Below are 22,651 nucleotides of genomic sequence, written 5' to 3' on the forward strand. Positions count from 1 at the left end.
TTTAGAAATTAATTGTTATTCCAAGAGATGTAGTTCTGGCAAGTCCAAACTCGTTAATGGCGTTACCAGTAATACTCAACCTTGGGTCGTAACCTTGTCTAGCTTTAGACCACAAGTGTAGGTTGTTTCCGGTCGCATAGATTTTAAGGCTTGTAACACCCAGTTTATCCATAAGCTTGTTGTCAAAATTGTACGATAAGGTCACATTTTGAAGGTTCAAATACGATGCATCCACTAGAAAGAACGAAGATGTTCCGGCTTGATTCACGTCGTTAATATCTAATCTTGGAATTAGTGCAAACCTGTTTTCTGGAGTCCAAGAGTTGAATACATCATTATGGAAGTTGTCTCCGGCAGAGGTTGTACTTATAAGATTTTGATAAACCCCGTCATAACCATATCCACCAATTTGATAAGCAAATGCTACGCCTAATGAGAAATTTTTATAGGTAAGGCTCGTATTGAAACCACCATAAACATCAGGGATTGCCGATTTTCCAACAAAGTTTTCAGAAGCACCATTACGGTTATTTGTTATTTCCCTGCTGGTTACATTACCTTCTGTGTCTAGAACATCAGTGAACCATAAGCCGTCACCATTACTTGGATCAACACCAGCCCATTCTCTCATAAAATAATCGTATCGTGAACGGCCTTCTTGAAGTCTAAACAAGCCATCGTCAATAAATTCATCTGGAAGTTTAGTGATTTCGTTTTTATAATGTGTACCGTTAATAGATAGGGACCACTGAAAATCTTCGCTTCTTACAATATCTCCAGAAAGTTCAATTTCAATACCCTTGTTCTCCATATCTCCAACATTAGCAGGTTTAGTACCAACCCCATCACTTTGTGCCAGTGGTTCGAAGAATAATAAGTCTTCAACCGCTCTTACAAAGTATTCTGCATTTACAGATAATCTATTGTCTAGTATTGTAAATTCTAATCCGGCATTAATATTTGTGGAAGTTTCCCAAACTAAATCGGCATTACCCAATTGGAAGAATGCTGTTCCTGGAAGGTTGCCTCCTGCGTTAATGATGTCAAATTGATCAGTGTAGGCAAAATAGTTTCTATTATCGGCATCACCAACAATAGTCCTGTTATCTTCGTAGAGAATGGCATCATTACCTTGTTGACCGTAACTGGCCTTAAGTCTAAGACTATTTACCCAAGGCACATTAAAGAAATTTTCCTTGTGTACAGACCATGCACCACCAAGACCATAGAAATTACCCCATCTGTTATCTGGACTAAACACCGATGACCCATCTCGTCTGAAACTTGCATTTAAGAAATACTTATCTGAGAAATCATAAGTCAGTCTAGAAAAGTAACCTTCTACATTGTAATCTTTTTGGTATCCAGTCAAAAACTGAATATTAGCACCATTATTTACTACTGCAAGTCCATCAATAACAGTTTCAGTAACCTGTCCAGCTAATAATCTAAAGTTGTAATCGTTACTTTCATGCCCTAGTAACACGGAGAAACTATGGTTGCCAAAGTCTTTATTCCAGTTTAAAAGCTGTTGATGTGCTACTGTTAAACCTCTATTAGAACGTGTTGTAATTCTACCGTTCGCGTTAAAAGCGTCACCTCCTTGAGGAGTAGCATATCTCGAGATGTTAGCTAAAGTTAAATCGGCAGACATATTATATGTAAATTCAAAGTCCTTAAGGAATTTAGCCGATATACTAAATCTAGCCGAAAGGTTATCAGAGACATTGTCATTAACATCTAATTGTGCAGTACCAACTGGGTTAGAAAGAGATTTAAAACTTGGTCTGGTTCCTACAGAACCACCAGTTCCTAAACCAAAATCAAAAATTCTATTACCGTTGCTATCAAGTACTAAATTACCGTTTGCATCCCGTCCATAAACAGGGTAAATAGGAGCAGTACCACGCGCCCATCCTGCAATATTACTTACGTTACCTGAGGTAAAACCACCCAGCGGGTTATCTGCAATTGTGTTCGAGTAATTTAAACCAGCGTTTATCTTTAGCCATTCTGTAGGTGTGAAGTCTGAATTCATTCTTGCGGTAATTCTTTCGAACCCGGAATTAACTATGATACCTTCATCATCTAAGTGACCTAAAGAAAGGAACGTACTTAATTTTTCGTTTCTGAAACGTAGGCTTAAATAATTCTCTTGCCTTATTCCTGAGATATAAGATTCGTCTATCCAACTATCTTGGTACAATAAGTTTGCGCTTGGATTGATTCTCCCTGTAGCTGGGTCTATGATTTGCCCTTCAGGAACATCATAACTATTGTAACCAAGAGGGAAAGCTGGATTTGTAACAATATTTGCTGCTGCTGCTTGAGCGGCAGCTGCTGGTGACTGACCATTGTTGATTAAATTAAGTCTGGTTCTGTCAAAAACAGCCTCGTAATATCTTCCTGAGGATGAAATGATATCATATTCAGGAACTGCTCTGTCATTGAAACCAACTTTTGTATCAAAAGTAACCTCAAGTTTTTCAGAAGCTCCTTTTTTAGTAGTAATGATAACTACACCATTTGCACCTCTACTACCGTAAAGTGCATTAGCAGAAGCATCTTTCAAGAATGTCATGGACTCAATATCCTGAGGGTTGATAGCGTTTAAGTTTCCATTAAACACCACACCGTCTACAACATATAGCGGAGCACTAGAGGAGTTAATAGAACCAATACCTCTAAACCTTACGGTTGGGTCGGCTCCTGGAGCTCCAGATTGATTGATAATTTGAACACCAGATACCTGACCAACAAGACCCTGAACTACTGAGGGTGTTGGGATGTCGGCTAATTTCTCTGTTTTTAGAGTAGTAACCGAACCGGTGATTTCTTCTTTTTTCTGAGTACCATAGGCAACTACCACCACTTCTTCTAAGGTTGCAGCATCTTCAACCATGGTTACATTAATTGTGTTTGAAGAGCCTACCGTTACTTCTTGAGATGTGTAACCAACAAAACTAAACACAAGAATTCCTCCTTGATTTACTTTTATTGAATAATTACCGTCAAAATCTGAAGATGTACCGGTTGAGGTGCCTTTCACTACGACTGTTGTTCCTGGTAACGGAAGACCTGATTCGTCTAGAACAGTACCTGAAACCGTCTTTTCTTGTGCAAAAGATAGTTGCACAACAAACGCTAGTATTAGCGTTAAAATTCCACTAAACTTTGTTTTCATTTTATAATTATTTGAATTAGTCAACGTCAAAAATCATAATAAAAAGTTAATAAAACAATAAATAACGGTTAAAATTTGAAATTTAACTCGAAAATTTAACTAAAACGGGTTTAAAGCATTAAAATTTGTGAGTTTAAGGCTTTTTCTTTAAAAAATTGTAGTTAAGCTAATATGGACTTTAGAGTTCGATAATTTGAACTGTTCGTTTTCTCGTTTTCCATTGGCATAGTTCAGTTTGAATAGGCCAGATTTGGTAAGGATGCCAAAACCGAACCCATAACTAAATAGCTTTTGGTTTAGGTTTTGGGTTTTGTTTTCAAAATAAGCAGCGTCAATTACAGAGTGTAAGTAAATGGAGTTGTTTAGTTGAAATCTGTATTCTGTATTTATCAGTCCGTAAAGTGAGGCAAATAGGCTGTTTTCTTCGAAACCTCTTATAGAGTTTATCCCGCCAAAGCGTAGCAACTCATTTTCAAAGTGTAAATCTGAATCAATAATAGCTCCATTACCTCTAATGTATAAGCTGTTTTTGTGGTTTAGGTTGAATATTTTAAAAAGATCTGCGCGTAGAACGGTTTGTTTTGAGGTATTAGATGATTCTTTCCTGTTGCCGAAATTTGTTTCCAAATAAACGTTAGAATGTATGGGGAATAGGAGGTTTGCTTTTTTCACGTTTGTATACTCATAGCTAAACGATACAAAGTTCTTTCTGTAATCTTGTATAGAAATCAATGCGTTTGTGCTCAATAGGTTGTTCGATTCTTCAAAAAGAATCCCAGAACTGATTTTATGACGAGCGTTGATTTGATAATTGAGCTTGGCCGATTGGTTTATTGTAGTAAATGTCGAGTCTTTCCTAAACAGATTCATAGACAGGTCTAATCCAATAGGGGATTTGAACATGTAGGGCATGCTTAGGTCAACCAGAAATGTTTCTTGGTCGTTTTCATCGCTCTTATAAAGTATCTTGAAAGATTCGCCAAAATTTAAGTTGTTGGTCAGTTTTAGGTTTATGTATCCATCAAATTGAATTCTGCTGGTCTCTTCGTTAGTGCCAAACCCTAAAAAACCATCGAAAGAATTATTTTGTTCTTTTTTAAGGTATAGATATAATGTGGTGGAATCTTTAGAGAATAAAACTTCTGGAGGTTTAACTTCGGAAGTAAATCTTAAATTTTGTAGCTGTTGAGTTTTGTTTTTAATGTCGGCTAAGTCAAAAGTCTGAGAGCGCTTTATTTTCAAGTAGTGCTTTAGAAAAGCTTCTGGGAATTTGTTGTAGCCTTTAATTTTAATGTCATTGATAATTCTTTTTTCTTGACTTGTTTCAATTTTCAATTGGGCTGTCAAAATACCCGTATCATCAATCTCTATTTCAGAGAGTTTTAGTTTTGAGAAAGGGAAGCCTTTTGCAGAGGTACTCTCATTCAGAAAACCGAGGACGTTTTCAGTTTCTGATAGTTTTATTTCAAAGTAGTCGTCGTAAACTTTATTTGAAACGAGTTCAAGAGTTGTTTTTTGGATTACAGATTCATCGTAATAAATCAACAGATTATTGAACCTAGTCTTTAAGTTGAAATTTGCATGGAAAAGCGAATCGCTAATCTTGTTGATGCCTGATAGCTCATTTTCTATAAACCCTAGTTTGTAAAGTTGTTTTTGGGTTGAGTCGATTTCAGATTCTAAAGAAATGTAGTCTTTGTGGTATTTTGAATAATTGAGAGAATCAATTATGAGGGTTTCAGAAGGTGTGCTGCCGTCGATTTTTAGCTTTAAATTTTGACAAAAAACCTCCGGGAAAAAAAATACAAACATCATGAGGATGAAAGCTTGAGGAGTGTTCATGCTGAAAAAAAGTTTACAGAATTTTGATGTTGTCGTTTTTCTTCGGTTTTCCGTCTTCAAACTTCGGTCTTTTTTAGTGTAAAGCTAACGGAAAAACCACAGTAATAATATGGCTTTTGGGTATAAATTTAAATTCCTCTGAAAATTAATGAATTAGGGTTTGAATTATTCATTTTAATTTCTACCTTTGCAGCCCTCTAAGAAGAGGATTTTAAATTTATATTATTATATATGCCAACAATTTCGCAATTAGTAAGAACAGGAAGAGCCAAAATAACCAAGAAGAGTAAATCGGCTGCTTTAGATTCTTGTCCACAAAGACGTGGTGTATGTACTCGTGTTTATACAACGACACCTAAGAAGCCTAACTCGGCAATGAGAAAGGTGGCAAGGGTTCGTTTAACAAACGGAAACGAGGTTAATGCATACATCGGTGGTGAAGGACATAATCTTCAAGAGCACTCGATAGTATTGGTTAGAGGTGGAAGGGTAAAAGATTTGCCAGGTGTTAGATATCACGTTGTTCGTGGGGCTTTAGATACAGCAGGTGTTGCTGGAAGAACCCAACGTAGGTCTAAGTACGGTGCTAAACGCCCTAAAAAGTAATTAATCTTTATTTAAGAAGAAGACATGAGAAAAAGAGCAGCGAAAAAAAGACCGCTTTTACCAGACCCAAGGTTTAACGACCAATTGGTAACACGTTTTGTGAACAACCTAATGTGGGACGGTAAAAAGTCAGTAGCGTTCAAAGTATTCTACGATGCAATTGATATTGTAGATGCGAAAAAAACAGATGAAGAGAAAACAGCTTTGGAGTTGTGGAAAGATGCCTTAGGAAATGTGATGCCTCACGTAGAAGTACGTAGTCGTCGTGTAGGTGGTGCTACATTCCAAATTCCAATGCAAATCCGTCCAGACCGTAAAATTTCAACAGCTATGAAGTGGTTGATTGGTTATGCTAGAAAGCGTAATGAGAAATCAATGGCTCAAAAATTAGCTTCAGAAATTTTAGCAGCAGCTAAAGAAGAAGGTGCGGCTGTTAAGAAAAGAGTTGATACTCACAAAATGGCAGAAGCAAACAAAGCATTCTCTCACTTTAGATTCTAAGACATGGCAAGAGATTTAAAATTTACTAGAAATATAGGTATTGCTGCGCATATTGATGCGGGTAAAACTACCACCACAGAGCGTATTCTTTATTATACAGGTGTGTCGCATAAAATAGGTGAAGTGCATGATGGTGCTGCAACTATGGACTGGATGGAGCAAGAGCAAGAAAGAGGTATTACAATTACTTCTGCTGCTACAACTTGTACATGGAACTTTCCAACTGAAAATGGAAACCCAACGCCAGATACTAAAGGATATCACTTTAATATAATTGATACTCCGGGTCACGTAGATTTTACGGTTGAGGTTAACCGTTCTTTACGTGTGTTAGATGGATTAGTGTTCTTATTCTCTGCAGTAGATGGAGTTGAGCCACAATCTGAAACCAACTGGAGATTAGCTGATAACTACAAAGTGCCTAGAATTGGTTTCGTTAACAAAATGGACCGTCAAGGGTCAAACTTTTTAGCGGTTTGTCAGCAGGTAAAAGATATGTTAAAATCTAACGCAGTGCCAATCGTATTAAACATTGGTGATGAGGCAGATTTTAAAGGAATTATAGACCTTGTAAAGAACAGAGCTATTGTATGGCACGATGAAACGCAAGGCGCTACTTTCGATATTATCGATATTCCTGAAGATATGAAAGAAGAGGCTCGTAAGTACCGTGCACTTTTAATTGAAGAAGTTGCTACTTACGATGAGAACCTTTTAGAAAAATTCATGGAAGATGAAGATTCTATTACAGAAGAAGAAGTGCATGCTGCACTAAGAGCTGCTGTAATGGATATGGCTATCATTCCAATGATTTGTGGTTCTGCTTTTAAAAATAAAGGTGTACAGTTCTTATTAGACGCTGTATGTCGTTACTTACCTTCTCCAACCGATAAAGAAGGTATCGTAGGTACTAATCCAGATACTGGTGAGGATATCTTACGTAAACCAGATGTAAAAGAGCCGTTTGCTGCTTTAGCATTTAAGATTGCAACTGACCCTTTCGTTGGTCGTTTAGCATTCTTTAGAGCTTATTCTGGTCGTTTAGATGCAGGTTCTTACGTATTGAATAACCGATCTGGTAAAAAAGAGCGTATCTCTCGTATTTACCAAATGCATGCTAACAAACAAAATGCAATTGAATTTATTGAAGCTGGTGATATTGGAGCTGCTGTAGGATTTAAATCTATTAAAACAGGAGATACCTTATCTGATGAAAAAGCACCAATTGTATTAGAATCAATGGATTTCCCAGATCCAGTAATTGGTATTGCCGTTGAGCCTAAAACAAAAGCTGACGTTGATAAGTTAGGTGTAGGTTTAGCTAAGTTAGCTGAAGAGGATCCAACGTTTACTGTACGTTCAGATGAGGCTTCTGGTCAAACTATTATTTCTGGTATGGGTGAGCTTCACTTAGATGTAATTGTTGATCGTCTTAAGCGTGAGTTTAAGGTAGAGGTTAACCAGGGTCAACCACAAGTAGAGTACAAAGAGGCTATTACTATGCGTGCTGAGCACAGAGAGGTTTACAAGAAACAGTCTGGTGGTCGTGGTAAATTCGCAGATATCGTATTTACTTTAGAGCCAGCTGAAGAAGGTAAGCAAGGACTTGAATTCATTTCTGAGATTAAAGGTGGTAACGTTCCTAAGGAATTTGTTCCTTCTGTTGAGAAAGGATTCAAAATGGCTATGGTTAATGGTCCATTAGCAGGATACGAAGTAGATGCTATGAAAGTTACTTTAACTGATGGTTCTTACCACGATGTAGATTCTGATCAGTTATCGTTCGAGTTAGCTGCTAAGTTAGGATTTAAGGCTGCTGCCAAAGCTGCTAAAGCTGTAATCATGGAGCCAATCATGAAGTTGGAAGTACTTACTCCAGAAGAAAACATGGGTGATATAGTAGGTGACTTAAACCGTCGTCGTGGTCAAGTTAATGACATGAGCGATAGAGCGGGGTCTAAAGTTGTTAAGGCAAACGTACCATTATCAGAAATGTTTGGTTATGTAACTGCGTTACGTACGTTATCATCTGGTAGAGCAACATCTACAATGGAATTTTCACATTATGCTGAAACGCCTTCAAATATATCTGAAGAAGTGATTAAGGCAGCTAAAGGAGTTGAAGCTTAAAATCTAAGAAAATGAGTCAAAAAATCAGAATAAAATTAAAATCTTACGATCACAATTTAGTAGACAAGTCTGCTGATAAGATTGTAAAAACAGTAAAAAGTACTGGAGCTGTTGTAACTGGACCAATTCCATTACCAACTCACAAAAAGATTTTTACTGTATTACGTTCTCCACACGTAAACAAGAAATCAAGAGAGCAATTCCAATTATCATCTTACAAGAGATTATTGGATATCTACTCTTCGTCATCAAAAACTATTGATGCGTTAATGAAGCTTGAGTTACCAAGTGGCGTTGAAGTAGAGATTAAAGTATAGTTTGATACTCCTGTTTCGGCAGGAGTTAAACATGTCCCACCGATGCGGTCGCGGGAAAAACGGATAAATACATTTCAGGGACGAAACGTATTTTGTCCCTGAATTTTTTTAAACAAGTAAATAAATTAAATAAATAATTATGTCTGGGTTAATTGGAAAGAAAATCGGTATGACCAGCATCTTTGATGAAAACGGGAAGAACATTCCTTGTACAGTAATCGAAGCTGGGCCATGTATCGTTACCCAAGTCAGAACTGAAGAGGTTGACGGCTATGAAGCTGTTCAATTAGGTTTCGATGACGCGACAGAAAAAAGTGCTACAAAAGCAGACCTAGGTCATGCTAAAAAAGCAGGTACTTCTGTAAAACGCAAAGTCGCGGAATTCAAAGGTTTTGATGAGGAGTACAAGTTAGGAGATGCTATCACTGTTGAGCATTTCAATGAAGGAGAATTTGTTGATATCTCTGGAACATCTAAAGGAAAAGGATTTCAAGGTGTTGTAAAACGTCACGGTTTTGGTGGTGTAGGTCAAGCTACTCACGGTCAACATAACCGTTTAAGAGCACCTGGTTCTATTGGAGCTGCTTCATATCCTGCAAGAGTTTTCAAAGGAATGAAAATGGCCGGAAGAATGGGTGGTGAAAAAGTGAAAGTTCAAAATTTAAGAGTTTTAAAAGTAGTTGCTGAAAAGAACTTGCTTGTTGTTAAAGGTTGTGTACCTGGACACAAAAATTCTTATGTAATTATTCAGAAGTAATGAAAGTAGCAGTTTTAGATATAAACGGAAAAGACACTGGTAGACAAGCGGAGCTTTCTAAAGAGGTGTTTGCTATTGAGCCAAACAATCATGCGGTATACTTAGACGTTAAGCAGTATTTAGCTAACCAACGTCAAGGAACTCACAAATCTAAAGAAAGAGGTGAGATTACTGGAAGTACGCGTAAGATTAAAAAGCAAAAAGGAACTGGTACAGCAAGAGCTGGTAGTATTAAGTCTGGTGTATTTAAAGGTGGTGGACGTATGTTCGGACCTAGACCTAGAAACTATGGGTTCAAGCTTAATAAAAATTTAAAGCGTTTAGCGCGTAAATCTGCGTTAAGTATTAAAGCAGGAGAGAAGGCGATTACTGTTTTAGAAGACTTCAATTTTGATGCTCCTAAAACTAAAAACTTTACCGATGTTTTAAAGGCTTTAGACTTAGAAAACAAAAAGTCTTTGTTTGTGTTGGGTGGGGCAAATAATAATGTATATTTGTCATCGCGCAATTTAAAAGGTTCTGAGGTTATAACTAGCTCAGAATTAAGCACTTATAAGATTTTAAATGCAGGTCAAGTAGTGCTTTTAGAAGGCGCTTTAGAAGGAATAGAATCTAACTTAAGTAAATAAGACACAGTATGAGTATCTTAATTAAACCTATAATCACGGAAAAAGCGACTGCAGATAGCGAGTTAAACAATTGCTATACTTTCGCGGTGAATACAAAGGCGAACAAGGTGGAAATCAAAAAGGCTGTAGAGGCCACTTATGGTGTTTCTGTTGAAAAAGTTCGTACTATAAATGTCCGTCCAGATCGTAGTACCAAGTACACAAAAACTGGTATTCAACATGGTAAAACAAATGCCGTTAAAAAGGCAATTGTACAACTGGCGGAAGGTGAAATGATTGATTTATACAGTAACATGTAATTAGACAACAATGTCAGTAAGAAAATTAAAACCAATCACACCAGGACAGCGTTTTAGAGTAGTAAACGGGTATGACGCCATTACTACTGATAAGCCGGAGAAAAGTTTATTAGCTCCGAAAAAAAGGTCTGGTGGTAGAAACAGTCAAGGGAAAATGACCATGCGCTACAAAGGTGGTGGTCATAAGAGAAAGTATCGTATCATTGATTTTAAACGTAACAAAACTGGAATTCCAGCAGAGGTTAAAACCATAGAATACGATCCAAACAGATCAGCTTTTATTGCTTTATTGAACTATCAAGACGGTGAGAAAAGATATATTATTGCTCAAAATGGTTTACAGGTTGGGCAAAATGTTGTGTCTGGTGACAAAGGAATTGCTCCTGAAATTGGAAACGCAATGCCTTTAAGTGAAATTCCATTAGGAACTATTATCTCTTGTGTCGAGTTACGTCCTGGTCAAGGTGCTGTTATGGCACGTAGTGCTGGTGCATTTGCTCAGTTAATGGCAAGAGACGGTAAGTTTGCTACCATTAAATTACCTTCTGGTGAAACACGTTTAGTATTAGTAACATGTATGGCTACAGTTGGCGTTGTGTCTAACTCTGATCATCAGTTATTAGTATCTGGTAAAGCGGGTAGAACAAGATGGTTAGGTAGAAGACCGAGAACTAACCCAGTAAGAATGAACCCTGTCGATCACCCAATGGGTGGTGGTGAAGGACGTGCTTCTGGTGGTCACCCACGTTCTAGAAACGGTATACCTGCTAAAGGTTTCAGAACCCGTTCTAAAACAAAAGCGAGTAACAAATATATTGTAGAACGTAGAAAGAAATAAGACATGGCAAGATCATTAAAAAAAGGACCTTACGTTCATTATAAATTAGAAAGAAAAGTAGCTGCAAACGTTGAAGCTAACAAGAAAACTGTAATCAAAACTTGGTCTAGAGCTAGTATGATTACTCCAGATTTTGTTGGACAAACTATAGCAGTACACAATGGCCGTCAATTTGTACCTGTTTATGTAACAGAGAACATGGTAGGTCATAAGTTAGGAGAATTTTCACCAACACGTTCATTCCGTGGACATGCAGGTGCTAAAAATAAAGGTAAAAAATAAGAGCTATGGGAAGTCGTAAAAAACAAATGGCAGACGCTATTAAGGAAGGTAAAAAGCAAGTTGCTTTTGCTAAGCTTAATAACTGTCCTACGTCACCAAGAAAAATGCGTTTAGTAGCCGATTTAGTAAGAGGTGAAAAGGTAGAAAGAGCACTTAATATCTTAAAGTTTAGCCAAAAGGAAGCATCTAACCGTTTAGAGAAGTTATTACTTTCAGCTATTGCTAACTGGCAAGCTAAAAACGAAGATGCAGACATCGAGTCAGCTGAATTATTTGTAAAGGAGATAAGAGTAGATGGAGGTTCTATGTTAAAGAGATTACGTCCAGCTCCTCAAGGTCGTGCACACAGAATTAGAAAAAGATCCAACCACGTAACATTGGTGCTTGGAGCAAACAATAACACACAAGCTTAATAACAGTATGGGACAAAAAACAAATCCAATCGGGAATCGCTTAGGAATTATCAGAGGATGGGAGTCTAACTGGTACGGAGGAAACGATTATGGTGATAAACTTGCCGAAGACGATAAGATTAGAAAATACGTTCACGCGCGTTTATCTAAAGCTAGTGTAAGTAGAGTAATTATTGAAAGAACTCTTAAACTTGTAACCGTTACTATCACTACTGCTAGACCTGGTATCATTATCGGTAAAGGTGGACAAGAGGTAGACAAGTTAAAAGAGGAGCTTAAAAAGATTACTGGAAAAGAAGTTCAGATCAACATCTTTGAGATTAAAAGACCTGAGCTTGATGCATATTTAGTAGCATCTAGTATTGCAAGACAAATTGAAAACAGAATTTCTTACCGTCGTGCAATCAAAATGGCTATTGCTGCTACTATGCGTATGAATGCTGAAGGAATCAAAATTCAAATTAGTGGTCGTTTAAACGGAGCTGAGATGGCACGTTCAGAGCACTACAAAGAAGGACGTATTCCTTTATCAACATTTAGAGCCGATATTGACTATGCTTTAGTTGAAGCACACACTACTTATGGTAGATTAGGTGTTAAAGTATGGATAATGAAAGGTGAAGTATATGGTAAAAGAGAGCTTTCTCCGCTTGTTGGTTTATCTAAGAAGCAAGGAAAAGGTGGAGGACGTGGAAACAAAGGACCTCGTCGTAGAAAGTAATTTTTTAAAGTAAAGAAACATGTTACAGCCTAAAAGAACAAAATTTCGTAAGCAACAGAAAGGACGCATGAAAGGTCTCTCTAACAGAGGGCACCAACTTTCTAACGGAACTTTCGGTATAAAAGCGATGGACTCTGTGTTTATCACAGCACGTCAAATAGAAGCTGCTCGTATTGCCGCTACGCGTTATATGAAAAGAGAAGGTCAGTTATGGATTAAAATATTTCCAGACAAGCCTATTACAAAGAAACCTCTTGAAGTACGTATGGGTAAAGGTAAAGGTGGTGTAGAATTATACGTAGCCGTTGTAAAACCAGGACGCGTTTTATTTGAAGTTGGTGGTGTGCCTTTAGAAATAGCTAAAGAAGCATTACGTTTAGCAGCTCAAAAATTACCGGTAAAAACTAAGTTTTTAATTGCTCGCGATTACGAAGCATAATAATTTAAGATTATGAAACAATCAGAAATTAAAGAATTATCTACAGCTGAGTTACAAGAAAAACTTGGTGAGACTAAAAAAAGTTATTCAGACCTAAAATTAGCTCATGCAATATCTCCTTTAGAGAATCCAATTCAGTTACGTGCAGTAAGACGTACAGTTGCTAGAATTGCTACAGAGTTAACTAAAAGAGATTTACAATAATTCTGCTGAAAGATGGAAACAAGAAATTTAAGAAAAGAACGTATAGGAGTTGTTACAAGTAACAAAATGCAGAAATCTATTGTGGTTTCTGAGGTGAAAAAAGTAAAGCACCCTATGTATGGAAAATTCGTTTTAAAAACGAAGAAGTACGTTGCACACGATGAACAAAACGACTGCAACGAAGGAGATACTGTTAGGATCATGGAAACTCGTCCTTTAAGTAAATCTAAGTGTTGGAGATTAGTTGAAATAATTGAAAGAGCTAAGTAATTATGGTACAGCAAGAATCTAGATTAAAAGTAGCAGATAACACCGGGGCTAAAGAAGTTTTAGTAATCCGTGTTTTAGGTGGTACAAAAAGAAGATATGCTTCTGTTGGGGACAAAATAGTTGTATCTGTAAAAGATGCTACTCCTAACGGAAACGTAAAAAAGAAAGCAGTTTCTACTGCGGTTGTTGTACGTACTGTAAAGGAAGTAAGAAGACCAGATGGATCTTATATTAGATTTGACGATAATGCATGTGTTTTATTAAACCCACAAGGTGAAATGAGAGGTACGCGTGTATTTGGTCCTGTCGCAAGAGAACTTCGTGATAAACAATTCATGAAGATTGTATCATTAGCACCAGAAGTGCTTTAATACATTATTTAAGATGACAAAGCTTAAAATTAAATCAGGAGATACCGTAAAAGTAATAGCTGGAGACCACAAAGGTTCTGAAGGTAAAGTACAAAAGGTATTAATAGATAAGAACAAAGCCATCGTAGAAGGTGTGAACATGGTTAAGAAACACACGAAGCCAAGTGCACAAAATCCTCAAGGTGGTATTGTTGAGAAAGAAGCGCCTATCCACATTTCAAACTTATCATTGTTAACCGCCAATGGTGAAACAACAAGAGTAGGTTATAAAATGGAAGGCGATAAGAAAGTAAGGTTTTCAGTAAAATCTAATGAAGTAATATAGTTATGGCATATTCACCAAGACTTAAAGAAGAGTATAAAAGCAGAGTAATTGCAGCTCTTACAGACGAATTTGGATATAATAATGTAATGCAAGTTCCTAAGCTACAAAAGATAGTAATATCTAAAGGTGTTGGAGCTGCAGTAGCAGACAAAAAGTTAATTGACCATGCGGTTGAAGAGTTAACTACTATATCTGGACAAAAAGCTATAGCAACAATGTCTAAGAAAGACGTTGCCTCTTTTAAATTACGTAAAGGTATGCCAATTGGGGCAAAAGTGACTTTACGTGGAGAAAGAATGTATGAGTTCTTAGATAGATTAGTAACTTCTGCCTTACCACGTGTAAGAGACTTTAACGGAATTAAAGCTACAGGATTTGACGGAAGAGGTAATTACAACTTAGGTATTACTGAGCAAATTATCTTCCCAGAAATTAACATTGATAAAGTGAACAAGATTTCTGGTATGGATATTACATTTGTGACTTCTGCAGATACAGATAAAGAAGCAAAATCATTATTAACTGAACTAGGGTTACCTTTTAAAAAGAATTAAGACATGGCTAAAGAATCAATGAAAGCCCGCGAGGTAAAAAGAGCTAAAACAGTAGCTAAATATGCCGCTAAACGTAAAGCTTTAAAAGAAGCTGGAGATTATGAGGCATTACAAAAGTTACCTAAAAATGCTTCCCCTATTCGTATGCATAATAGATGTAAGTTAACAGGAAGACCTAAAGGATATATGAGAGATTTTGGTATTTCTCGTGTTACTTTTAGAAAAATGGCCAATCAAGGTCTTATTCCTGGAGTTAAAAAAGCTAGTTGGTAATATTATTATAAAGTAATCAGATTTAAGGTTCGGTTACCAACACCGAAAACCAAAATCGCAAATCAATTAATTATGTACACAGATCCAGTTTCGGATTATTTGACAAGAATTAGAAATGCAGTACGTGCTAACCACAGAGTGGTTGAGATTCCTGCTTCTAATTTAAAGAAGGACATAACTAAAATATTATTCGAACAAGGATATATTTTAAGTTACAAGTTTGATGATTCTACTACGCAGGGTACCATTAAGATTGCACTTAAGTATAACAGTGTAACTAAAGAGCCTGTAATCAAGAAGATTCAAAGAATTAGTAAACCAGGTTTACGTAAGTATGCTGGTGCTAAAGAATTACCTAGAATCCTTAACGGCCTTGGTATTGCTATCGTTTCTACGTCTCACGGCGTAATGACTGGTAAACAAGCCAAAAGAGATAACGTAGGTGGTGAAGTTTTATGTTACGTTTACTAAAATAGGAAGAAGGCAATGAGTAGAATAGGAAATAATCCAGTTGCAATTCCGGAAGGAGTTACTGTAGAAGTAAAAGATAACGTAATTACTGTAAAAGGTAAATTAGGAGAGTTAACTCAAAAGTTCGATACTGTTGATATTAAAGTTGAAGAAGGAAACGTTGTGGTTTCTCGTTCAGCTGATTCTAAAGCTTTTAAAGCTAAGCATGGTCTTTACAGATCATTAATCAACAATATGGTTGAAGGTGTTTCTAAAGGATTCACTAAAGAATTAGAACTAGTAGGTGTAGGTTATAGAGCAAGTAATCAAGGTCAAAAACTTGATTTAGCTCTAGGTTTTTCTCATAACATTGTTTTAGACTTAGCTCCAGAAGTTAAGGTTGAAACTGTTAGTGAAAAAGGTAAGAACCCTATCGTAAAGTTAACGTCTCACGATAAACAACTTGTTGGTCAAGTAGCTGCAAAGATTCGTGGTTTCAGAAAGCCAGAGCCATATAAAGGTAAAGGTATCAAGTTTGTTGGTGAAGAAATTAGAAGAAAAGCAGGTAAATCAGCTTAATAATTAGGTTATGGCATTGACAAAAGAACAAAGAAGATTAAGAATAAAAAACAGAATCCGTAAGGTTGTTTCTGGTACAGAAGCTAGACCTAGATTAGCTGTTTTTAGAAGTAATAAAGAAATTTATGCTCAAGTTGTGGATGATGTAACAGGTAATACACTTGCTGCTGCATCTTCAAGAGATAAAGATATTAGTTCTGCAAAAGGTACTAAAATTGAAAAAGCTGCTCTAGTAGGTAAAGCTCTTGCTGAAAAAGCTTTAAAAGCTGGTGTAGAAACTATCGCTTTTGATAGAGGTGGTTATTTATATCATGGTAGAGTAAAATCATTAGCTGACGGAGCTAGAGAAGCAGGACTTAAATTCTAAGAAATTATGTATCAAAAATATAAAAGTGCAGAATTAGTAAAACCAGGTGGATTAGATCTTAAAGATCGTTTAGTTGGTGTACAAAGGGTTACTAAAGTAACTAAAGGTGGTAGAGCATTTGGTTTTTCAGCTATTGTTGTAGTAGGTGATGAAGCTGGTGTTGTAGGACAAGGTTTAGGTAAATCTAAAGACGTTGCTTCAGCTATTGCTAAAGCCGTAGAGGATGCTAAGAAAAACTTAGTTCGTATTCCTATCAGAAAAGGAACATTGCCACATGAGCAAAAAGGTAAATACGGTGGAGCTAGAGTAAACATTATTCCAGCTGCTCCTGGTACCGGGGTTATTGCAGGTGGTGCAGTAAGAACAGTACTTGAGGCAGTAGGAGTTCATGATGTATTATCTAAATCTCAAGGGTCTTCTAACCCTCACAATGTTGTAAAAGCAACTTTCGATGCTTTATTACAATTAAGAGATGCTAATACTATTGCTAAAGACAGAGGTATTTCACTTGAAAAAGTTTTTAACGCTTAATAAGATCAATCATGGGAAAGATTAAAGTAACAAAGGTTAAAAGCGCTATCAATCGTACGCAAAGACAAAAAAGAACTTTAGAAGCTCTAGGTCTTAAAAAGATTGGACAAGTAAAAGAACATGAAGCTACTCCAAATATCCTTGGAATGGTTGCTAAAGTTTCACATTTAGTTTCTGTTGAAGAAGCTTAAATAACACAAAACTGAAAATGGATTTAAGTAATTTAAAACCTGCAGAAGGTTCAGTAAAAAGTCAAGGAAAAAGAGTAGGTAGAGGACAAGGTTCTGGTAAAGGTGGCACTGCTACGCGTGGTCACAAAGGAGCAAAGTCACGTTCTGGTTATTCTAAGAAATTAGGATTTGAAGGTGGTCAAATGCCACTTCAAAGACGTGTTCCTAAGTTTGGCTTTAAGAATATAAACCGTGTTGAGTATCAAGGTATCAACTTAGATACGTTACAACAATTGGTTGATGACAAGAAAATTAAGGATGCTGTAGATTTAGAAGTTATCTTATCTAACAGATTAGCTGGGAAAAATGACCTAGTTAAGATTTTAGGTAGAGGTGAATTAAAAGCTAAATTAAAAGTATCTGCTCATAAGTTTACTGCTTCAGCAAAAGCTGCTATAGAGGCTGCAGGAGGAGAAGCTGTAACATTATAAGACCTTATTAAACGTATGAAATTTATAGAATCAATAAAAAATGTTTGGAAAATAGAGGAACTGAGAAACAGAATCATAGTTACATTGGGTCTGTTATTAGTTTATCGTTTTGGTACTCAAGTGGCTTTACCTGGTATTGACAGTGCTCAATTACAAGGTTTAGCAGATAGCACTGACCAGGGAATCTTAGGAATTCTTTCTGCCTTTACAGGTGGAGCTTTATCTAGGGCTTCTGTATTTGCTTTGGGTATTATGCCATACATTTCTGCTTCTATTGTTGTACAGTTAATGGGTATAGCCATTCCTTATTTGCAGAAGTTGCAAAAAGAAGGTGCTAGTGGTCAAAAGAAAATCACTCAGATTACACGTTGGTTAACAATTGCAATATGTTTGTTTCAATCACCTGCATATTTAGCAAGTTTACCAAGTTTAGGAGTGCCACCAAGCGCCTTTTTATTAGGAACTGGTCCGTTATTCTATTTTTCATCTGTAAGTATATTGGTTACAGGATGTATTTTCGCAATGTGGTTAGGTGAAAAGATAACCGACAAAGGCATTGGTAATGGTATTTCATTATTAATAATGGTTGGTATTATTGCAACTTTACCGCAATCATTTGTTCAGAATGCAGCTACTAGAATGGAAGGTAACAACGTGATGTTAATTCTTTTTGAATTAGTAATCTGGTTTGTTATTATCCTTGCTTCTATCATGTTGGTTATGGCAGTTAGAAAAATTGCTGTTCAATATGCAAGAAGAACTGCTTCTGGAGGTTATGAAAAGGCTGCTGCTGGTGGGTCAAGACAATACATTCCGTTAAAGCTTAATGCTTCTGGTGTAATGCCAATTATCTTTGCTCAAGCAATCATGTTTGTGCCGGGTCTTATTGGTGGTTCTGGATTTATGAAAGACACTACTGCTGGAGCTTGGTTGCAAACTAATTTTTCAGATATTTTTGGATTCTGGTACAATCTTGTATTCGCTTTATTAATTATAATATTTACGTATTTCTATACTGCGATTACAGTACCAACCAACAAAATGGCTGATGATTTAAAACGTAGTGGTGGTTTTATTCCTGGTATTCGTCCGGGCTCTGAAACTGCGGAGTACTTAGACAAAATAATGTCACAGATAACCCTACCAGGTTCTGTTTTCTTAGCACTTATTGCTGTGTTCCCAGCGTTTATTGTTAAGCTTATGGATGTTGGTCAAGGTTGGGCTTTATTCTTTGGTGGTACATCACTACTAATTATGGTTGGAGTTGCAATCGATACTATGCAGCAAATAAATGCTTATTTGTTGAATAGACATTATGACGGCTTGATGAAAACGGGTAAAAATAGAAAGGCAATAGCTTAATTATTATACTATGGCAAAACAAGCAGCAATAGAACAAGATGGAACAATTATAGAAGCATTATCTAATGCTATGTTCCGTGTTGAATTAGAAAACGGTCACATTGTGACAGCGCATATTTCTGGTAAAATGCGTATGCATTATATTAAGTTATTACCAGGAGATAAAGTAAAATTAGAAATGAGTCCTTATGATTTAACTAAGGCTCGTATAACTTATAGATACTAATACGATGAAAGTAAGAGCATCAGTTAAAAAGAGAAGCGCAGATTGTAAAATAGTGCGTAGAAAAGGGAGACTTTACGTTATAAACAAAAAGAATCCTAGGTTTAAACAAAGACAAGGTTAAAAAAGAGTCATTAGTTTTTTAGACGTTAGATGAATCTGCTCGAAATAGAAATGTTTAGGATTCTAACAACTAAAGGCTAACTACTAGAAACTAAAAACAATATGGCAAGAATTGCAGGTGTAGACATACCAAAACACAAAAGAGGAGTAATTGCTTTAACTTATATCTATGGTGTAGGTAAAAGTAGAGCTCAAGAAATTTTAGCTACTGCTAAGGTTGATGAGAATATTAAAGTTCAAGATTGGAACGATGACCAAATCAGTGGTATTCGTGAAGCTGTTTCATCTTATACTATTGAAGGTGAATTACGTTCTGAAACTCAGTTAAACATTAAGCGTTTAATGGATATCGGATGTTTTAGAGGAATTCGTCACAGAGCTGGTTTACCATTAAGAGGTCAACGTACTAAGAACAATTCTAGAACTAGAAAAGGTAGAAGAAAAACAGTAGCAAACAAGAAAAAAGCATAATAAATCATGGCAAAGACAAGTACTAAAAAACGTAAAGTTATTGTTGACTCTGTTGGAGAAGCACATGTTACTGCTTCTTTCAATAACATTATTATATCTCTTACTAACAAGAAAGGTGACGTTATTTCATGGTCTTCTGCTGGTAAGATGGGATTTAGAGGTTCTAAGAAAAACACACCTTACGCTGCTCAATTAGCTGCTGAAGATGCTGCATCTGTAGCACAAGAGGCTGGATTGAAAAAAGTAAAGGTTTATGTTAAAGGTCCTGGTAACGGTAGAGAATCTGCTATCCGTTCTATCCACAATGCTGGTATAGAAGTAACTGAAATTATCGACGTTACGCCATTACCACATAATGGGTGTAGACCTCCAAAACGTAGAAGAGTTTAATCACTTTATTTAGTGATTCTTACAAAATAAAATTAATATCATCTGTTTTTCAGATGGTATTAATTTTTTGCATAAATTTGCAAACTTTTAAAAAGTAATAACAAGTATCAACAAGAGATAAAATAGTTATCGAAGGATAAGATTAAGACCTTAATTCATAACTACTCTTAAAAACAATTAAAAATGGCAAGATATACTGGTCCTAAAACTAAAATAGCTAGAAAATTTGGTGAAGCTATTTTTGGAGAAGATAAATCTTTTGAGAAAAGAAATTATCCTCCAGGTCAACACGGAAACAACAGACGCCGTGGAAAAAAATCTGAGTACGCAATTCAATTAGCGGAAAAGCAAAAAGCAAAATACACTTACGGTATTTTAGAACGTCAATTTAGAGGTTTATTTAAGAAAGCAAGAGCTGCACAAGGAATTACCGGTGAGGTTCTTTTGCAATTATGTGAATCTAGATTAGATAACGTTGTATACCGAATGGGTATTTCTCCATCAAGAAGTGGCGCAAGACAATTAGTTTCTCATAGACATATCACTGTAAACGGTAATTTAGTTAACATTCCTTCTTATCAATTAAAAGCTGGTGATGTTATAGCTGTAAGAGAAAAGTCTAAATCTTTAGAAGTTATAGATGCTTCACTTTCAAATTCATCTCAAGTTTATGAGTGGATTACTTGGAATAACGATACAAAAGAAGGAACTTATGTTTCTGTTCCTGCTAGAATCCAAATTCCTGAAAACATTAACGAGCAATTCATCGTCGAATTATACTCTAAATAATAAATTATTAACATTGGTATTTAGCCAAAGGGTCTATTTGTCTTTCTTCAAACTTATAGACCGCGCAACTAAATAACAATTAAAACGAAGAAAAAATTATGGCAGTATTTAATTTTCAAAAGCCCGACAAAGTAATCATGATTGATTCAACAGATTTTGAAGGGAAATTCGAATTTCGTCCTTTAGAACCTGGTTACGGATTAACAGTTGGTAACGCCTTAAGAAGAGTTTTGTTATCTTCTCTAGAAGGTTTCGCTATCACTTCAGTCAGAATTGAAGGTGTTGATCATGAATTCTCTGCGATTGCGGGTGTTGTTGAAGATGTTACAGAAATCATTCTTAATTTAAAACAAGTACGTTTTAAAAGACAGATAGATGATATAGATAACGAGTCAGTTTCTATTTCAATATCTGGTCAAGACAGAATTACAGCGGGAGATTTCCAAAAGTTTATTTCTGGATTTCAAGTATTAAACACAGAATTGGTAATCTGCAACTTAGATCCTAAAGTGAATCTAAATTTAGAAATCACTATAGAAAAAGGTAGAGGTTACGTGCCAGCAGAAGAGAACAAGAAGTCTGCTGCACCAGTTGGTACTATCTTTACAGATTCTGTTTACACGCCAATAAAAAATGTTAAGTATAGCATAGAGAACTATCGTGTTGAGCAAAAAACCGATTATGAAAAATTAGTTTTTGAAATCATTACAGATGGCTCAATTACACCTCAAGATGCTTTAACAGAAGCTGCTAAAACACTAATTCACCACTTCATGTTATTCTCAGACGAGCGTATTACACTTGAAGCTGATGAAATTGCACAAACTGAAACATACGATGAAGAATCGTTACACATGCGTCAGTTACTTAAGACTAAGTTAATCGATATGGACTTGTCGGTTCGTGCACTTAACTGTTTAAAAGCTGCAGAAGTAGATACTTTAGGAGACTTAGTATCTTTCAATAAAAATGACTTAATGAAATTTAGAAACTTCGGTAAGAAGTCTTTAACAGAGCTTGAAGAGCTTGTTAACGTTAAAGGTTTAAACTTCGGAATGGATTTAAGCAAATATAAATTAGATAAAGACTAAGTTTTAGTCGTAATTATTAATCATATTTTGCTCCCACAATAAATATGTGGTTTGGTAGCAAGATGATAAAACAAATGTCATGAGACACGGAAAAAAATTCAACCACTTAGGTAGAAAAACTGCTCACAGAAAAGCAATGTTAGCTAATATGGCTTGTTCTTTAATTGAGCACAAACGTATTAACACAACAGTTGCTAAAGCAAAAGCTTTGAAACAATTTGTTGAGCCTTTAGTTACTAAATCTAAAGAAGACACAACTCACAACAGACGTCAAGTTTTCGCTAAATTAAGACAAAAAGATGCTGTTACCGAGTTGTTTAGAGATGTAGCCGTAAAGGTAGGTGATAGACCAGGTGGATACACCAGAATTATTAAGTTAGGAAACCGTCTAGGTGATAACGCCGATATGGCTATGATTGAGCTTGTAGATTACAACGAAATTTACAATGCAGATAAGCCTAAGAAGAAAACTACTAGAAGAAGTAGAAGAGGTGGTAGTAAACCTGTTGCTGCTCCTGTAGAAACTTCAGCAACTAACGAAGAGGAAGAATAAATGTTAATAAGCATTTAATATATAAAGGATGAACTATTTTTAGTTTATCCTTTTTTTTTGAATTTTTGCAAAACCTTTGTTCCCTCCATAGGGGAATCCATTAAAA

The 22,651-nt window shown here is 36.1% G+C and carries 34 protein-coding genes; 32 read left to right on the forward strand and 2 right to left on the reverse strand.

Going from position 1 to position 22,651, the window contains the following annotated elements:
- Position 1: 1 nt before the first annotated feature.
- Together M0214_RS08705 and M0214_RS08710 are read right to left on the reverse strand one after the other, a co-directional pair.
- Positions 2 to 3,184: a TonB-dependent receptor gene (locus M0214_RS08705; RefSeq protein ID WP_248722185.1), complete on the reverse strand. Its 3,183-nt coding sequence runs from the start codon at positions 3,182 to 3,184 to the stop codon at positions 2 to 4.
- A 147-nt stretch (positions 3,185 to 3,331) separates the two neighbouring features.
- The gene (locus tag M0214_RS08710; protein ID WP_248722186.1) at positions 3,332 to 5,026 is read right to left on the reverse strand and encodes a POTRA domain-containing protein; all 1,695 of its coding nucleotides are present in this window, start codon (positions 5,024 to 5,026) and stop codon (positions 3,332 to 3,334) included.
- Between the two features lie 231 nt (positions 5,027 to 5,257).
- Here M0214_RS08710 and rpsL point away from each other — a divergent pair, with 231 nt between their 5' ends.
- The 32 genes from rpsL (at position 5,258) to rplQ (ending at position 22,545) form a co-directional block, all read left to right on the forward strand.
- Positions 5,258 to 5,632, forward strand: coding sequence for a 30S ribosomal protein S12 (rpsL, locus tag M0214_RS08715; RefSeq protein WP_133357246.1), 375 nt, complete (start codon positions 5,258 to 5,260; stop codon positions 5,630 to 5,632).
- Positions 5,633 to 5,656: 24 nt separating this feature from the next.
- Entirely contained in the window at positions 5,657 to 6,133 is a 477-nt protein-coding gene (rpsG, locus tag M0214_RS08720; RefSeq protein WP_248722187.1) for a 30S ribosomal protein S7, read from the forward strand.
- A gap of 3 nt (positions 6,134 to 6,136) precedes the next feature.
- Complete coding sequence (fusA, locus tag M0214_RS08725; protein WP_248722188.1) at positions 6,137 to 8,263, forward strand: elongation factor G; 2,127 nt, start codon at positions 6,137 to 6,139, stop codon at positions 8,261 to 8,263.
- An 11-nt stretch (positions 8,264 to 8,274) separates the two neighbouring features.
- On the forward strand, positions 8,275 to 8,580 hold the full coding sequence (rpsJ, locus tag M0214_RS08730; RefSeq protein WP_007650482.1) for a 30S ribosomal protein S10: 306 nt from the start codon (positions 8,275 to 8,277) through the stop codon (positions 8,578 to 8,580).
- A gap of 139 nt (positions 8,581 to 8,719) precedes the next feature.
- Positions 8,720 to 9,337 carry a 50S ribosomal protein L3 gene (gene rplC / locus M0214_RS08735; protein ID WP_248722189.1) on the forward strand — a complete coding sequence of 206 codons (618 nt, stop codon included), beginning with the start codon at positions 8,720 to 8,722 and terminating at the stop codon, positions 9,335 to 9,337.
- Positions 9,337 to 9,966, forward strand: coding sequence for a 50S ribosomal protein L4 (gene rplD / locus M0214_RS08740; protein ID WP_248722190.1), 630 nt, complete (start codon positions 9,337 to 9,339; stop codon positions 9,964 to 9,966). The genes rplC and rplD overlap by 1 nt, the downstream gene beginning before the upstream one ends.
- Before the next feature lie 8 nt (positions 9,967 to 9,974).
- Entirely contained in the window at positions 9,975 to 10,265 is a 291-nt protein-coding gene (rplW, locus tag M0214_RS08745; RefSeq protein ID WP_248722191.1) for a 50S ribosomal protein L23, read from the forward strand.
- 10 nt (positions 10,266 to 10,275) lie between these two features.
- Complete coding sequence (gene rplB, locus M0214_RS08750) at positions 10,276 to 11,103, forward strand: 50S ribosomal protein L2 (RefSeq protein WP_248722192.1); 828 nt, start codon at positions 10,276 to 10,278, stop codon at positions 11,101 to 11,103.
- A 3-nt stretch (positions 11,104 to 11,106) separates the two neighbouring features.
- A complete protein-coding gene (gene rpsS, locus M0214_RS08755; protein WP_013869040.1) occupies positions 11,107 to 11,385 on the forward strand; it encodes a 30S ribosomal protein S19 in 279 nt (92 codons plus the stop codon).
- Between the two features lie 5 nt (positions 11,386 to 11,390).
- Positions 11,391 to 11,798, forward strand: a complete 408-nt coding sequence (rplV, locus tag M0214_RS08760; protein WP_248722193.1) for a 50S ribosomal protein L22 — start codon at positions 11,391 to 11,393, stop codon at positions 11,796 to 11,798.
- Between the two features lie 7 nt (positions 11,799 to 11,805).
- Complete coding sequence (gene rpsC, locus M0214_RS08765) at positions 11,806 to 12,519, forward strand: 30S ribosomal protein S3 (protein ID WP_248722194.1); 714 nt, start codon at positions 11,806 to 11,808, stop codon at positions 12,517 to 12,519.
- A 19-nt stretch (positions 12,520 to 12,538) separates the two neighbouring features.
- Entirely contained in the window at positions 12,539 to 12,958 is a 420-nt protein-coding gene (rplP, locus tag M0214_RS08770; RefSeq protein ID WP_248722195.1) for a 50S ribosomal protein L16, read from the forward strand.
- A gap of 12 nt (positions 12,959 to 12,970) precedes the next feature.
- A complete protein-coding gene (gene rpmC / locus M0214_RS08775) occupies positions 12,971 to 13,162 on the forward strand; it encodes a 50S ribosomal protein L29 (RefSeq protein ID WP_248722196.1) in 192 nt (63 codons plus the stop codon).
- A gap of 12 nt (positions 13,163 to 13,174) precedes the next feature.
- Complete coding sequence (rpsQ, locus tag M0214_RS08780) at positions 13,175 to 13,432, forward strand: 30S ribosomal protein S17 (RefSeq protein ID WP_139001948.1); 258 nt, start codon at positions 13,175 to 13,177, stop codon at positions 13,430 to 13,432.
- 2 nt (positions 13,433 to 13,434) lie between these two features.
- A complete protein-coding gene (rplN, locus tag M0214_RS08785) occupies positions 13,435 to 13,803 on the forward strand; it encodes a 50S ribosomal protein L14 (RefSeq protein WP_147135335.1) in 369 nt (122 codons plus the stop codon).
- Positions 13,804 to 13,816: 13 nt separating this feature from the next.
- Complete coding sequence (gene rplX / locus M0214_RS08790; RefSeq protein ID WP_248722197.1) at positions 13,817 to 14,128, forward strand: 50S ribosomal protein L24; 312 nt, start codon at positions 13,817 to 13,819, stop codon at positions 14,126 to 14,128.
- Positions 14,129 to 14,130: 2 nt separating this feature from the next.
- Positions 14,131 to 14,682: a 50S ribosomal protein L5 gene (gene rplE, locus M0214_RS08795; RefSeq protein WP_248722198.1), complete on the forward strand. Its 552-nt coding sequence runs from the start codon at positions 14,131 to 14,133 to the stop codon at positions 14,680 to 14,682.
- A 3-nt stretch (positions 14,683 to 14,685) separates the two neighbouring features.
- Positions 14,686 to 14,955 (forward strand): 30S ribosomal protein S14, encoded by a 270-nt coding sequence (gene rpsN, locus M0214_RS08800; RefSeq protein ID WP_248722199.1) that lies wholly within the window; start codon positions 14,686 to 14,688, stop codon positions 14,953 to 14,955.
- 72 nt (positions 14,956 to 15,027) lie between these two features.
- Positions 15,028 to 15,426, forward strand: coding sequence for a 30S ribosomal protein S8 (gene rpsH, locus M0214_RS08805; RefSeq protein ID WP_248722200.1), 399 nt, complete (start codon positions 15,028 to 15,030; stop codon positions 15,424 to 15,426).
- A 15-nt stretch (positions 15,427 to 15,441) separates the two neighbouring features.
- Complete coding sequence (gene rplF / locus M0214_RS08810; protein ID WP_248722201.1) at positions 15,442 to 15,984, forward strand: 50S ribosomal protein L6; 543 nt, start codon at positions 15,442 to 15,444, stop codon at positions 15,982 to 15,984.
- 10 nt (positions 15,985 to 15,994) lie between these two features.
- Complete coding sequence (rplR, locus tag M0214_RS08815) at positions 15,995 to 16,351, forward strand: 50S ribosomal protein L18 (protein ID WP_248722202.1); 357 nt, start codon at positions 15,995 to 15,997, stop codon at positions 16,349 to 16,351.
- Between the two features lie 6 nt (positions 16,352 to 16,357).
- Complete coding sequence (gene rpsE, locus M0214_RS08820) at positions 16,358 to 16,882, forward strand: 30S ribosomal protein S5 (RefSeq protein ID WP_248722203.1); 525 nt, start codon at positions 16,358 to 16,360, stop codon at positions 16,880 to 16,882.
- An 11-nt stretch (positions 16,883 to 16,893) separates the two neighbouring features.
- Positions 16,894 to 17,073: a 50S ribosomal protein L30 gene (gene rpmD, locus M0214_RS08825; RefSeq protein ID WP_042245241.1), complete on the forward strand. Its 180-nt coding sequence runs from the start codon at positions 16,894 to 16,896 to the stop codon at positions 17,071 to 17,073.
- A 17-nt stretch (positions 17,074 to 17,090) separates the two neighbouring features.
- Positions 17,091 to 17,543, forward strand: coding sequence for a 50S ribosomal protein L15 (gene rplO / locus M0214_RS08830; protein ID WP_248722204.1), 453 nt, complete (start codon positions 17,091 to 17,093; stop codon positions 17,541 to 17,543).
- A gap of 15 nt (positions 17,544 to 17,558) precedes the next feature.
- Positions 17,559 to 18,905, forward strand: a complete 1,347-nt coding sequence (gene secY, locus M0214_RS08835) for a preprotein translocase subunit SecY (RefSeq protein WP_248722205.1) — start codon at positions 17,559 to 17,561, stop codon at positions 18,903 to 18,905.
- Positions 18,906 to 18,915: 10 nt separating this feature from the next.
- The gene (gene infA / locus M0214_RS08840; protein ID WP_007094967.1) at positions 18,916 to 19,131 is read left to right on the forward strand and encodes a translation initiation factor IF-1; all 216 of its coding nucleotides are present in this window, start codon (positions 18,916 to 18,918) and stop codon (positions 19,129 to 19,131) included.
- Positions 19,132 to 19,135: 4 nt separating this feature from the next.
- Positions 19,136 to 19,252 (forward strand): type B 50S ribosomal protein L36, encoded by a 117-nt coding sequence (gene ykgO, locus M0214_RS08845; RefSeq protein ID WP_013305171.1) that lies wholly within the window; start codon positions 19,136 to 19,138, stop codon positions 19,250 to 19,252.
- 101 nt (positions 19,253 to 19,353) lie between these two features.
- Positions 19,354 to 19,722: a 30S ribosomal protein S13 gene (gene rpsM, locus M0214_RS08850; RefSeq protein ID WP_248722206.1), complete on the forward strand. Its 369-nt coding sequence runs from the start codon at positions 19,354 to 19,356 to the stop codon at positions 19,720 to 19,722.
- A gap of 6 nt (positions 19,723 to 19,728) precedes the next feature.
- Positions 19,729 to 20,112, forward strand: a complete 384-nt coding sequence (gene rpsK, locus M0214_RS08855) for a 30S ribosomal protein S11 (RefSeq protein ID WP_248722207.1) — start codon at positions 19,729 to 19,731, stop codon at positions 20,110 to 20,112.
- A 183-nt stretch (positions 20,113 to 20,295) separates the two neighbouring features.
- Positions 20,296 to 20,901: a 30S ribosomal protein S4 gene (gene rpsD / locus M0214_RS08860; protein ID WP_248722208.1), complete on the forward strand. Its 606-nt coding sequence runs from the start codon at positions 20,296 to 20,298 to the stop codon at positions 20,899 to 20,901.
- 98 nt (positions 20,902 to 20,999) lie between these two features.
- Entirely contained in the window at positions 21,000 to 21,992 is a 993-nt protein-coding gene (locus M0214_RS08865) for a DNA-directed RNA polymerase subunit alpha (protein WP_248722209.1), read from the forward strand.
- A gap of 79 nt (positions 21,993 to 22,071) precedes the next feature.
- A complete protein-coding gene (gene rplQ / locus M0214_RS08870) occupies positions 22,072 to 22,545 on the forward strand; it encodes a 50S ribosomal protein L17 (RefSeq protein ID WP_248722210.1) in 474 nt (157 codons plus the stop codon).
- Positions 22,546 to 22,651: the final 106 nt, after the last annotated feature.

Origin of the sequence: Seonamhaeicola sp. ML3, assembly GCF_023273855.1 — a bacterium.
GTDB lineage: Bacteria > Bacteroidota > Bacteroidia > Flavobacteriales > Flavobacteriaceae > Seonamhaeicola.